The sequence below is a fragment of the Chitinophaga sp. Cy-1792 genome, from assembly GCF_011752935.1.
GTDB lineage: Bacteria > Bacteroidota > Bacteroidia > Chitinophagales > Chitinophagaceae > Chitinophaga.
In genome coordinates, this window is record NZ_VWWO01000002.1 from 2500216 (window position 1) to 2513228 (window position 13013).

Consider the following 13013-nt stretch of genomic DNA (forward strand, 5'->3'; position numbering starts at 1 on the left):
CCTTTACAGCCCACAGCAACGCCTTACCACCAATATTTACTGACATGAACCACAGAAAAATGATCTTCATTTTAATGGGGATACTATGCCTTTACTGCATGGTGGCAGGCTTTCGCACCCATACCGCAGGCCCGCCCACCAAGGCTTCCCTGGGAGAAAAGCTTTTTTTCGAGAAACAATTATCGAAAGACAGCACCCTTGCCTGCGCCTCCTGCCATATACCCCAGTTCGGCTTCGCCGATACCCTGACTTTCAGCCGCGGACTAAATGGCACGCCTACACGCAGGAATACACCTGGTATCACCAACCTCTCCGGACGCCCCAGCTATTTCTGGGACGGCCGCGCCGCTACCCTGGAAGACCAGGCATTGCAGCCCATCATCAATCCCGTAGAAATGGGGCTCCCCATCGTTGAAGCAGTACAGCGCCTCAACAACAACCCCGGCTACCAGCAACTATTCAAACAGGTTTTTGACGATACCGTCAGCAGCAAAAATCTGCTGCAAGCCATAGCTGCCTATGAACGAACACTCGAAACGGCCAATAGTCCATACGACCGCTATATCAACGGAGACGACAACGCACTGACACCATCGGCTATACGTGGCAGATTGCTGTTCATCGGCAAAGCCAACTGTAACAACTGTCACTCCGGGGAAGACTTCACCGCAGACCGTTTCAAGAACATAGGCCTGTTCAACGGCAAACAACTCAATGATGCCGGCCGCTTCGAAATAACGCACGACAGCTCACAGCTGGGCTTCTTTAAAGTTCCCAGTCTGCGCAATGTGGCCGTCACCGCTCCGTATATGCATAACGGTATGTTCCATACGCTGAAAGAGGTATTGCATTACTACAACAACCCCGACTCCGTGCTGCCCGGCGGTATACACCGCGATCTTTCCCTCAGCAAGCCATTGCAACTAAGCGAATCAGAACTCAACGATCTGGAAGCTTTTCTGATCGCACTAACGGACGATCGCTTTATCATCCACCGCAAACCATGAAAACACTTCACATGAAAAAAATTATACTGCCCGCTATTACCCCATTACTACTGATGCAGGCTGCTGCCGCACAGGATCAACGGCCCCGGCCGGACACTACCCGGCAACTGAACGAAGTGCAGATTGTTGGCTCCCGTAATGCCAGCCGCACCCGGCTTAACTCGCCAGTACCGGTAGATATCATCGATATTAAAGCCATCCAGGAACAGGCACCGCAAACCAGCATTACGCAGCTGCTGCAGTATATCTCTCCTTCTTTTCACTCTGTCAACGGCAGTAATGCCGGTGATGCCGGTTCCTCCCTGAACCTCGCCCAGCTGAAAGGCCTTGGCGCCGATCAGCTGCTGGTTCTGGTCAACGGCAAACGCCGGCATAAAAGCGCCAATATCAACTGGGGCGGACTCGCAAATGGCGCCACCGGTTACGACCTCAACGCCATCCCAACAGCCGCCATCGAAAGGATAGAGATACTGCGCGACGGCGCCGCTGCGCAATACGGCTCCGATGCCATCGCCGGGGTGATTAATATCGTACTGAAAAAACAAACCGATAACGGTGTGATCAGCAGCACTGCCAGCACCCGACGCCGCGGCGATGGTACCACCACCCGCACCAGCGTCAACTATGGGGTAAAGCTGGGTCAACAGGGCGGATACCTCAATGCTACCGTGGAATATGCCACCCAGGCCATCGCATTGCAGCCCGGCCGCGACGACGCCGGACTCTATAATGGCCCTATCTACGGCGGCGGCGCCAATACCCGTGGCTACGATAATATCTATACGAAAGAAATCGATGATGCTATTCTGAAAAGCAGAGGCATAGACCGCCACTTCTTTGACCAGCGAGGCGGCGGCGCCAACAAGGCTAAAGACGCGTTGCTGTTTTTTAATGCCGCCGTACCAGTGAATGATAACGTAGAGGTATATACGTTTGGTGGCATCAGTCACCGCAACTCGCAATTCACTGCCGTGTACCGTCTTCCCGGGTGGACGGAACGCAACAACACCACCCTCTATCCCGATGGCTTCCTGCCTGCCATGGACAATGGCATTACTGATAAATCCATTGCCATCGGCATTAAAGGAAGGATCAAGGGCTGGAAACTGGATATCTCCAATGTTTATGGCAGAAATGATTTCAGCAATAATATCAGCAATTCGCTCAACGCCAGCATGGGCGTGAAAAGCCCGACTTCTTTCGACGCCGGTAAATACAATGCCGGACAGAATACCGCCGGCATAGAGGTGACACGGTATTTCGAAAAGCCCTTACATGGCATCAACGTAGCCTTTGGCGCCCAATACAGAACGGAGACCTACCAGATCATCGCCGGCGAAGAAGCCTCCTATACAAAGGCAGACCTCCGTACCATTTACCGCATCGACACCAGCGCCGCCGGCATTCCCTATGTAGCCGATGCCGGACTGCTTGCACTGAACGGACTCAGCCCGGGATCACAGATACATGCCGGCTTCCGGCCTTCCAATGAAGTGAATGTAAGCAGGGCCATTGTAGCGGGTTATATAGACCTGGAGGCTAATATCACAGAACAGTGGCTGCTCTCTGCAGCATTGCGTGCAGAAAACTTCTCTGACTTCGGTAACGTAACTACCGGCAAGATTGCCACCCGCTATAGCTTTGCGCCCTGGCTGAGCATTCGTGGCGCCGCCAATAGCGGTTTCCGTGCACCCGACCTGGCACAGTTCTATTACACAGAAACCAGTACCAGCTTTCAGCAGGGCCGCGCCATAGACCAAGTCACCGCCTCCAACAAGAGTGCTGCTACCAGAGCACTGGGTATCCCCTCGCTGACGCCGGAGAAGTCTACAGGCTACAGCGCCGGCATCACGAGTCAGCCGGTGAACAACGCAGAAATCTCTATAGACGGCTATCTCATCGATATAAAAAACCGGGTAGGCAACACCGGCAACTTCTCCGCCACCGATGCCAACCTCCCGGCGGAAGTACGCGCATTGCTACTGGCCACGGGCACCACACAGGCGAAGTTTTTTTACAACGCCTTCAGTACCCGTACCCAGGGCCTGGAAATAACTGCCAGCTATAGGTTTCCGCTGCAACGTGGCACTTTACAGCTCCTGGGAGGCGCCAACTTTTCTAAAAATGAAGTGACGTCGGTGAATACACCGAAAGGTTTGGAAGCCTACCGGTATGTGATTTTCAGCCAATCAGAACAGGCCCGTGTAACTACCAATATCCCACAGCAGAAAATTACGTTGCAGGGCAGTCTGAGCATCAACCGGTTCAATTTCCTGCTGCGTGGTGTCTACTTTGGCGCTGTGACCACTGCCACTGCACAAAATGCCAGTTTCCCAAAGCCAGATTATTACCTGCAGGAGTTAAGGCCTATCCTGGTGGCAGATGTAGCCATCGGATACCGGTTCAATAAGGTATTGCAGGCCACTATCGGTGTAAATAATGTATTTAATGAATTGGGAGATTATACAGCGGCTGCTACTTCGGGACTGAGAAACCCTACTATCGTGGGGATGCAGAACGGCAGCGCCGGCATACAGCCCTTTGTACGGGTACTGGCAAAACTCTGATCATCTGAAAAAAATAATTGTATGAAATACGTTTATCTATTTACGGTTGCCTCGCTGATAATTTTTTCTGCCTGCAAGAAATCGGATTACCTGGACATCAAAGCCACAGACCGGCCACCACTGAGCGCACAGGTAAGTTTTGTAAATGCACGCACCAGCAATACAGGTATTCAATTCTGGACATTCACACAGCAAATTACTACCAGTTTGCTCTATCCCGGCCAGGCGAGTCCTTACCTCGCAACCACCTACGGCAATGTGCAGATCAATGTTACAGAAGGCACCGGCAGCAGCTATACGGTATCCCGGCAGTTTGGAAATAGTGCCACGTATTCCGCCAGTGGCGGCCCTAACGGCCCTATAGCCACCTATTACCATACTGTATTTGCGGCGCCTTCTACCAACGATATCACAAAAGATTCCCTGATATTATTCTATGATGATCTCAGTGATCCTCCTGCCAGCCAGGCAAAGCTTCGCTTCGTTCATCTGGCTACACAAACCGGCGACCTGCAGGTAAGTCTCTACGATGGTACTACCCCAAAATCGCTGAGCGCCAAAGTAAGCTATGGCAGTGCTGCCAATGGAGATATCAATGGCAGTGCCTATTCGCTGGGGCCATTCACTAACGTAAACGCAGGTACGATTTCTATTGTCGTAAGTCCTGCCAACAATCTGAAATCATTGGTTATAAAAAATAATAATTTGACGAATATCAAGCTGGAAGCGGGGAAGATATATACAGTATTCCTGCATAGGGTTGCAGGAGAAGAGACGGTTGCAGCAGACTGGATTGTAGAAAAATAAGCAAAGGGGGGCCGGGGTAAAGCCGGCTCCCACATTGCTGAGACAAGTTAATAGTAGTCAGCCTATAACCTGTCGCCTATGAAAAAAGAGCGTTGATTGCAGGAATAACAGGATAAGTAAACATGGAAGTGCTTTCAGTTGGAGGTCTACAGCAAGGTGATTAATGGATGACGGCACTAAATCTGTTGGTGCCAGGGATGTCACAAATATAAGCAATCCCAATAATATCCATTTCATAATATTTTGTGAAAACATGACCAGGGCCATTACCGCGCCGGTTGCGGCAATGGCATAGGTCGGCGATTCAGTACTTTGGTTGAAAATGACGATCCAGATAAGCAGGTAGGCAGCGAATAGAAACCGGCTCTGCTGTGTACCCGCAATCGCTGTACAGACAATAGCTGCCAGCAATCCGATGATTGAAAATACCAGTATGGCTTTATCCATTCCGGTTGTAATTAAGTATGACTCATGCCGCATTGCATGGAACATCCCATACAGCGAAGCATCCTCTTTGATGGTTGCGCTGGTGATCAGCAGAAACCAGTCTTTATAGGTTTGTATCAGCTCCGCGGGGGATATTACCAGTAATGGCAGCAGGGAGCCACCTATTCCAAAAGCAAAACAGTATTTTAAGAACTTCTTTTTACCAGGATAAAACAGGAACAACAATCCTATAATAGCGCCGTAACCTTTTATGAAAAATAATATACACGTAAATAAGGCCGCCAGCTTTACATTCCGCTTCTCCAACTGCACCACCGTGAGCAACATCAGTGCTACCATCAGCGGATTCGATTGTGACGACTGAATGGCATTCAGGATCTCCAATAGTACCAGGCCTGCCATCAGGTTTTTTTTCTGCCAGTTCATCGGTAGCTGATACACGGCGTATAAAAACACCATACTGTTAAACAGCAGCCAGAGAAGCAATCCTGCATGACCAGGCAGTATTGCGAAAGGCATGAATAAAATGGGAAACGTTGGATGATAGAGGTAATAATCAAAATATTCTTCCGGATACAAATTATATAACGGAAGATGTGTTGTAAGATGCTGCCAGGAATGACTGAAGATGGTGAAGTTGTTATACTTCCCTGTGAGCACTGCCTGTATGAATAAAACAAGTGTGCCCAACAGATATGCTCCGGCTATTACTGCGGCATAGCGTCTGGCCCTCGTAGTTGGCGCCTGCGGATATTGCAATGCGGGTACAGCTATAGGGATACGCAAGCTCCTTGACACAAATCCAAAATGCACAGTACAGAATATTTAGTTATACTTCTATAACGCAGGGAATAACGATCCCCCCTATAACTTAAATACCGCTCCGGAGAATCAGCCACCAGCCTGTGGCTGGCTATCTCTTCTCCCCCGAAACACAAAAGGGATGCCGCAGGCTTCCCTTTTGTGTTTCGGCAGCAAACAGCTGCGCGATAATCTACAGGTATCTCTGTATAAAAAATATTACAACTTAATACTCGCCCCTACCGTCATCCAGCGGCCCGGCATCGGCACGGCACCCGCTTCTATATACGTTACATCCAATATATTGTTGGCGTCAACGTATACCTTAAAGCGCGACTGACGGTACGACAAACGTGCATCTACCAGCGTATAATCCTTGTAGTTAATACGCATGCAATAGCGCGCCGTAGCACTCAGATTGAAATGTCCGGCGAAACTGGTATTGGCACCTGCTACAAACTGATGGCGCAGGCTCTCAATCACGTATCTGGAAATTTTATTATGGGTGTCGTCTCCCTTGAAATCGGGCGACAGATAGTTATAGCCTACATTAGCGCCAAAGGTGGTAAAGAAGCCTTTTTCATTGAAATTAGTATTATACCCGGCACTGGCGGTAAGCCCTTTGGTATCCGCACGCTGGAAGTTCATCGGCTGCCATGGCTGCGGGATGCTATCCTTCACATAGTCGATGAAATCAGAGATCTGGCGGTAGAAGCCACTGGCTGCAAAGTTGAATTTGCCGCTATATTTACGGACACCCAGCTCTGTATAGAAAGCCTTCTCCGGGCCTAACTGGTCGTTGCCAAGAATACTCGGGCTCTTGTAATACAGGTCGGTATAGGTAGGCAGACGCTGGGCAGAACCTGCGTTGGCATATACTTTCAGGTCAGAGGTGATGTTGAAGCCCACATCGGCACCCGGGAAGAACTGCCAGCCATATTGGGTATTATAGTTCAGGTAACCACCTACGGAGAAATTCAGGCGCTTGTCGCCACGGGTTTTATATTCGGCAAAGGCGCCCAGGTTGGTACGCTCGTGGTTGCCAAGATTGGAGCTGTTGATATGCTCATACCTTGCCTCAATTCCGGCACCAAACAGACCTATTTTCGTGTCGAAGCTGTTGTTCAGCTCCGCATCCACAATATTGGTATTATGCAGATTACGGGCCTTGGAAATATCTGTTTTGATATAACGGTAATCATCTTCTGCAAAACGGTAACTGATACGTGGGGTCATCAGCCAGTGGCTATTGATGCGGTGACTACTGCTTACCGCTGCCAGCGCAGTTTTCACGTATTCTTTGGATTCCTTGTCGCCAGGAGCCGCATAAAATGCATTGGCGCCATATTGATTATCTACATAACCGGCCAGTATAGAGACCTGATTCTTATCGTTCAGCTGGAAACCACCCTGGTACAGGGCTTTGGTATTCTGGAAAGCGGTATTGTAGCGGTAGCCGTTTCCTGCGCTCACATTGGCCGACAAAGACTGGTTACTACCATCTTTCACCAGGGCACCAGTAGCGCCTGCATTGTAGTTATTGTAGAGGTGGCCATCTTCATTGTTCTTAAAGCTGCTACCACCGCTGACATTTACTTCTCCCCCGCTCTGTGTGGCTTTACGGGTGATGATATTGATAGCGCCGTTCAGGGCATTGATGCCATATACTCTGGCAGCTGCCCCGCGGATGACTTCTATATGGTCTACATCCTGCAGGGAAACCGGCAGGTTCATGATGTTGTGGCCTGTCTGCGGATCGGTGATTTTAATACCGTTCAGTAACACCAGCGTCTGATCGAAGGTACCGCCATCGATACCGATATCTGCCTGGATACCGCCAGGACCGCGCTGACGCACATCGAGTCCGGGAACATAGGCCAGTACCTCATTGATGGAAACTGCCGCCATAGCATCTATCTGCTTGCGGCTGATGATGGTAATATTCCTGTTGGATTGCTTTAAAGGGGCCGACAACCTGTTTTCCTGGACGATCACTTCTCCCAGGTTACGTACAGGGGCGGTGGTATCGGGTAGCTGTTGGGCGGCAGCCGTACCGGCCATACCCATCAGCAGTATCATTAAGTTAGCACGCATTTATTTGGACAATTGGTCTAAAAAGGTCGCAAAGCTAAGCCTGATGCTGCTGTCCGGTATAGGCCGGTTTTAAATTTGTTGCTAGTCCGGTTAGAACCTTACCGTTACGCCAGCCTTCAATGCAAACGGTGTTCCAGGCGTAAAACAAAGCTCAGTAACCGGATTTTTCTCCTGCTGGAGGCGGGTTTCTGTTTCAAACTGGGCCTCGTTCCAGTTTACGTTAAAGAGGTTCTGCGCCTGAACAGTGAAGTCGAAACGGCCACGGGTATATGCCAGCGCCAGGTCGTTCACAAAGTAACCGCGTGCTACCACGCTGTTATCTTCGTTGGCAGGCCTGGATTTCATATACCGGTAACGGAGATTGGCAGAAAATCCTGCCGGCAGCTTCACCGCCACACCACCGGTACTTGTCAGCACGGGCGCCAGCGGAATATAGTTCTCACCTTTAGGATCGTCTATAGAACGGCCATGGGCATAGTTAATGTCTGCATCTATATATAACCAGCTCAATGGCTGGTATCTCACACTAACATCTACGCCTAAACGACGTGTTTTACCTGCGGGCTCTACTACTGCTTCATCTCCCACATATACAAATTCCTGCTGCAGGTACAGGTACCAGAGGGCAGGCTGTATAAACAGGTTGTGGGCAGGTTTCCAGATAACGCCCAGGTCGGCGCCGGCAGAGAAAGGCAGGATATCCTTCCCTTTCTCCTGTATTACCACACGCATATCGTTGGAGTGGAAGCCCATACCGGTTTTAAGGTACCACTGCAATTTACTGCTGGCAGTATAGCCGAAATTCAGCTTGGGACTCACTCTTGTTGCCTGCTCTTTATTCCTGGCGTCCAACAGTTTATCATTATAGTTAAAGATAAAATGATCCACCCTGACACCTGGCGCAATACTCCACCTGTTTTTATGCCAGTCTAATCCCGTATAGGCGTACAGGTTAGTTTCGGTCCCATTTCCCCAGGACTCACGTCCCAGCAGGGAATCGCGGCGGTATACATGGTTCAGCTCCAGGTCGTTGATGTCATCCAGTCTGAAACCGGCGCCACTCTCCCAGCGGAAATTACCGAAGGTTTGGGTATATTTCTGCTGGAAACCAAACAGGTTACGGTTGTCACGCTGATTGATCTCATCGCCGTTTACCGGGTCTTTCAGGAAGAAAGTGAAGTTGGAGAAGAGATTAAATTCGTAATGGGAATAGTAGAAGAATGATTCTGTTGACTGATGATCATTAAAAAGATGCTTATACGTGAAAGCGGCGTTGGTACGGTTGGTATTACCACCTTCTGTAGGGTCTATAGAACCCCAGCGGCTGATAATCCCTTCCGCCACGGCACGTTCCGGGATCTGGCCGGAGGCGTTCCAGTCGGAGCCAAAGGTAGATACCAGTAATGAAATGTAGTTTTTGTCATTCAGCCATTTATTATATTTCCCGAAGAGGTTCAGTCTGCGGAAATTTTGTTTTACATCGAAAGGCCCGTCAGTATAGCTGTAATCAGCGGCGATATAGGCATTCTCTGCACGGGGGCCTGTTTTATGTATCAGGTTAAACAACCCTACTCCACGGAGATAATTAAAAGAACCACCTTCCAGCTTTACCATATTTCCCGGCAGACTGTCCATGGTATGGAAACTAACATAGCCGGCGGTATTCAGGTCTCCCTTATCCACATAATAGGCACCTTTACCAAAGTCGATACCTTCAATGGTTTCCGGGATGAGGAAGTGTAAATCGGCATAACCTTGTCCGTGCGCATGGGAAACCATATTCACGGGAATGCCGTCGGCACTGATGTTGACATCGGTACCATGGTCGCAATCGAAACCGCGCAGGAAGATCTGTTCTGCCTTACCGCCACCGGCATGTTGGGCAATGAATAATCCGGGAACCTTGCGCAGCAGGTCTTGTGCGGTATTTACCGGTGTCATTTTCAGGTCCACCTTTAACATAGACTTTTCTACCCGCGGGGCAGTCACTTCGATCTGTGATAAATGGGATTGCTTTAATGGTATGGTATCCTGTGGTTCTCCCGCGTAGACCTTTTGTGCAAGCAGGGAGGTACTCAATAATAAAATCTCTCTAAGCATGTAATAAATTCTTGTTGGCTGCACCATTTGTCATGGTACTTATAGGTTGATCTTTGCTACAGCAGTCGCAAAGTTAGTGAAAGACAGCTAATACATAAAGCTGTTCAACAACCTATAGTGCCGGTGATATAAAAAGCCGGGGAATTACTCTACCAGTGCGGGCATAAGTTTCTTCGCGCCATTCTTCAGGGCGAGTGTAATCCAGCTGGCTGCCACAAACGGGAAAGTCAGTACCGCCCAGTGCATACTCAGCATCCCCAGGTCTATGGCCACCGACAGCAGCACTGAAATCAGCACCCAGATACCATCTACCGGCTTTTTACCAGAGAAGGTGATCGCACATAACACTGCGTTGAAGCTGAAAAGTCCCATATGGATATCCGTCATGGGTTCTGCGAAGCGCTCGGAAACATAGGCTCCCAGCACAGAAGCGGCCACGCCGTAAAGTGCTGCCACCGGAGAGCTGACAAACACCCCCAGGAAAAATATCAGCCCTGCCAGCACACTACCCTGGAAGATTACTTCTCCAAAGCCATGTGTAGAAACGGTGAAATCATCATAGGCGTTCAGTGCTTCGGTTACTTCGCTGGAAACCGGTAATACGTACAGATGTCTGAAAACGAATAATAATATCCAGGTAATTACGATAAAAGGAAATGTAAATCCCGGGATTTTACGTACGATCAGCGCATGCTGGAACATGGCTGCCAGCGCGGAGCCCAGCACTACGGCCACCCAGATAACGGGTACGGGCGCAAAATAAAAAGTGAGTGCAACGCCTACCAGTGTGGCACTGAAGCCATAAAGGCCGTCGTTGATTTCTGTTTCATCGTACTTCAGCAGCTTAGCTGTCAGCGTGCCTGTCACTACTGCCACCATAGCGGCAATACCCATTATCACTGAATCATAGAAGATCCCTACCAGAAACAGCAGGCCTGTCCAACCGTTCGGTTGAAGCATGATCTGCCCTACACCCCTGAAATACGGGGCGATGGGAAACATTTTTTTCTCTCGCATAATTGATTATTTCTTACCAGTTGAAAAACACCATGCCAATACCACACATGGTCACTACTGCACCACCAATGGCATGTACATAACGTTCCAGTTTATCTGTTTTAATGAAAGAATATCCATAACATCCTATCAGTACCATCGCCAGCATGGTGGCAACGGTAGACAGTGCGAACACCGTGATCAGCACAATGATTTCCGTCGCGGACCGATGGGCACCGGAGTAAAATAACAACGGTACCAGCGGCTCACTGGGGCCCATCACGAAGATGGCGAACAAAATCCAGGGCGTCACCTTTACCCGGTTCTGCGGATAAACAACTTCGCCGTGCTTATGTTCATATACGTAAATATCACCATCGCCGTAAACATCGAAATGCTTGTGCGGCTTGTTGATCCAGGCGGCACGCAGGCCGTACAGGAGATATAAAATCCCAAAGCCCAGCAGGCACCAGCCCGACATATTCCCGCGTATATCCTGGAACCACGTCAGCTTCGAGAGCTGCCAGCCCAGTAATACACCTGCCAGTCCGAGCAAAACAGAACTGAATATATGTCCGAAGCCGCAAAGGATCGTCCATACAACTGTTTTCGACATCTTCCATTTTCTTGACCTGGACAGCACAATAAATGGCAGATAGTGATCCGGCCCGGTGGCAGTGTGTAAACTACTGATAGTAATCGCCGACACCACCAGTGTGATTAGTTCTATGTTCATGCGTTTACTGTTTGTGGTGTTAAAGTCCAGAAATAATGAGCGATACGGTTCAGGCAACTAAACAGCTGCTCGCCCCCATTGCCCAGGATACGTACTGCCAGCACCTGTGCCGACGGGCGTGTAATGCCCAGGGCCACCCCTTCTTCCTCCTCCAGCAGCGTGTGCAGGATATCGGCAACATCGTCGTCTATCGGTGTGCCGGTACTTACATGCAGCAGGGTTCCCTGGTGCGTGTACCCTTCCATCTGGCCGGTGGCAGCCATATCTATCAATCCTGGCTGTAACAGCAGATTATCCTTTACCAGCAGTTTTTTTCCATGCCTGATCTCCGTAATGTTATGAAACTCGCGGTAGCGGAATACTTCGCCGGAATGCTTGCGGCCACAGGTGAGTATTTCACCGAATGTGAGCCTGCAATCATCTGCCATCTCTATAAAATTTTTTCCTTTGAAGATGGCATTTTCATGCGGTACCACCGGATGTTGTACATAACTGAACGTAGATCCCGGATGCAAAGTGATGCGTTGCTCCTGCGAAGCGCCATGCTGCATATTGAACAGGCGCTGGTAGGATTGTGTCTGCAACTGCAGCTTACTTCCCGTTTCTACGTCTATGGATATCTCATACCGGTCGCCATCAAGTATCCCGGGTGATGAGCTCATCACCATCAGGTACAGCGCAGGGTCCCGCCTGTGTTCACTGATGTCGGCCACCCTGAATGGTGGCGTAAAAAAGGTATCTTTCAGGTACGACCGGTGATTTTTAAAACCGCTGGTTATTGTCAGCCTGTTTATCATTCTTGCAGTTTCGTTATCTCACTAATGCTGGTTCTTCAATATTTTCCAGCAATGCATATTTCTGTATCCAGCCGATGACAGTATCCAGTCCCTGCAGTGACATAAGGTTAGTAAATACGAAAGGTTTGCCGTTGCGCATTTTGCGGGCATCCCGTTCCATCACGCCTAAATCGGCATGTACATATGGTGCGAGGTCAATTTTGTTGATGACCAGCAAATCGGAGCGGGTAATACCAGGGCCGCCTTTACGCGGGATCTTATCCCCTTCTGCCACGTCGATAACGAAAATCGTTACATCCGCGAGGTCAGGACTGAAGGTAGCACTGAGGTTATCGCCACCGCTTTCAATGAGGATCAGCTCCACATCCGGGAACCTTGCCGCCATTTCATCTACAGCCTCCAGGTTCATGCTGGCATCTTCGCGGATAGCCGTATGCGGGCAGCCGCCTGTTTCCACGCCGATGATGCGTTCTTTAGGGAGCAGGCTGTTTTTCGTTAAGAATTCAGCATCTTCCTTCGTATAAATATCATTGGTGATCACACCCAGACTGTAAGTATTTAACAGGTGGCGGGATAAACGTTCTATCAGTGCGGTTTTTCCAGAGCCAACAGGGCCTGCAACACCGATTTTTACATATTTTCTCTGAGACATAAATTAATT

Annotated in this window: 10 protein-coding genes; 3 read left to right on the forward strand and 7 right to left on the reverse strand. The window is 49.5% G+C overall.

The genetic code is table 11. The annotated features are described in order from the left end of the window. The first annotated feature begins 44 nt into the window (after window positions 1–44). The 3 genes from F3J22_RS24260 to F3J22_RS24270 are packed head-to-tail and all read left to right on the forward strand — an operon-like array spanning window position 45 to window position 4381. On the forward strand, window positions 45–1007 hold the full coding sequence (locus F3J22_RS24260; RefSeq protein ID WP_240155157.1) for a cytochrome-c peroxidase: 963 nt from the start codon (window positions 45–47) through the stop codon (window positions 1005–1007). Window positions 1008–1018: 11 nt separating this feature from the next. Next, complete coding sequence (locus F3J22_RS24265) at window positions 1019–3574, forward strand: TonB-dependent siderophore receptor (RefSeq protein ID WP_167020512.1); 2556 nt, start codon at window positions 1019–1021, stop codon at window positions 3572–3574. A 21-nt stretch (window positions 3575–3595) separates the two neighbouring features. Beyond that, window positions 3596–4381 (forward strand): DUF4397 domain-containing protein, encoded by a 786-nt coding sequence (locus F3J22_RS24270; protein ID WP_167020513.1) that lies wholly within the window; start codon window positions 3596–3598, stop codon window positions 4379–4381. 57 nt (window positions 4382–4438) lie between these two features. On the opposite strand, the gene F3J22_RS24275 is transcribed toward F3J22_RS24270, so the two are convergent. The 7 genes from F3J22_RS24275 to ureG all read right to left on the reverse strand — a co-directional run bounded on the left by F3J22_RS24275 (window position 4439) and on the right by ureG (window position 13004). Beyond that, the gene (locus tag F3J22_RS24275) at window positions 4439–5626 is read right to left on the reverse strand and encodes a glycosyltransferase family 87 protein (RefSeq protein WP_167020514.1); all 1188 of its coding nucleotides are present in this window, start codon (window positions 5624–5626) and stop codon (window positions 4439–4441) included. 222 nt (window positions 5627–5848) lie between these two features. Further along, the gene (locus F3J22_RS24280) at window positions 5849–7723 is read right to left on the reverse strand and encodes a TonB-dependent siderophore receptor (RefSeq protein WP_167020515.1); all 1875 of its coding nucleotides are present in this window, start codon (window positions 7721–7723) and stop codon (window positions 5849–5851) included. A 90-nt stretch (window positions 7724–7813) separates the two neighbouring features. Beyond that, window positions 7814–9823: a TonB-dependent receptor gene (locus F3J22_RS24285; protein WP_167020516.1), complete on the reverse strand. Its 2010-nt coding sequence runs from the start codon at window positions 9821–9823 to the stop codon at window positions 7814–7816. A gap of 144 nt (window positions 9824–9967) precedes the next feature. After that, window positions 9968–10840: an urea transporter gene (locus tag F3J22_RS24290; protein WP_167020517.1), complete on the reverse strand. Its 873-nt coding sequence runs from the start codon at window positions 10838–10840 to the stop codon at window positions 9968–9970. Window positions 10841–10853: 13 nt separating this feature from the next. Next, window positions 10854–11555 (reverse strand): hypothetical protein, encoded by a 702-nt coding sequence (locus tag F3J22_RS24295; RefSeq protein WP_167020518.1) that lies wholly within the window; start codon window positions 11553–11555, stop codon window positions 10854–10856. After that, window positions 11552–12352: an urease accessory protein UreD gene (locus F3J22_RS24300; RefSeq protein WP_167020519.1), complete on the reverse strand. Its 801-nt coding sequence runs from the start codon at window positions 12350–12352 to the stop codon at window positions 11552–11554. The genes F3J22_RS24295 and F3J22_RS24300 overlap by 4 nt, the downstream gene beginning before the upstream one ends. A gap of 13 nt (window positions 12353–12365) precedes the next feature. Next, window positions 12366–13004 (reverse strand): urease accessory protein UreG, encoded by a 639-nt coding sequence (ureG, locus tag F3J22_RS24305; protein WP_167020520.1) that lies wholly within the window; start codon window positions 13002–13004, stop codon window positions 12366–12368. Window positions 13005–13013: the final 9 nt, after the last annotated feature.

Excerpts from the sequence above, each read along its gene's own strand:
- F3J22_RS24260 (WP_240155157.1), top strand. The coding sequence starts at position 45 with ATGAACCACAGAAAAATGATCTTCATTTTAATGGGGATACTATGCCTT.
- F3J22_RS24265 (WP_167020512.1), top strand. The coding sequence starts at position 1,019 with ATGAAAAAAATTATACTGCCCGCTATTACCCCATTACTACTGATGCAG.
- F3J22_RS24270 (WP_167020513.1), top strand. The coding sequence starts at position 3,596 with ATGAAATACGTTTATCTATTTACGGTTGCCTCGCTGATAATTTTTTCT.
- F3J22_RS24280 (WP_167020515.1), bottom strand. The coding sequence starts at position 7,723 with ATGCGTGCTAACTTAATGATACTGCTGATGGGTATGGCCGGTACGGCT.
- F3J22_RS24285 (WP_167020516.1), bottom strand. The coding sequence starts at position 9,823 with ATGCTTAGAGAGATTTTATTATTGAGTACCTCCCTGCTTGCACAAAAG.
- F3J22_RS24290 (WP_167020517.1), bottom strand. The coding sequence starts at position 10,840 with ATGCGAGAGAAAAAAATGTTTCCCATCGCCCCGTATTTCAGGGGTGTA.
- F3J22_RS24295 (WP_167020518.1), bottom strand. The coding sequence starts at position 11,555 with ATGAACATAGAACTAATCACACTGGTGGTGTCGGCGATTACTATCAGT.
- F3J22_RS24300 (WP_167020519.1), bottom strand. The coding sequence starts at position 12,352 with ATGATAAACAGGCTGACAATAACCAGCGGTTTTAAAAATCACCGGTCG.
- ureG (WP_167020520.1), bottom strand. The coding sequence starts at position 13,004 with ATGTCTCAGAGAAAATATGTAAAAATCGGTGTTGCAGGCCCTGTTGGC.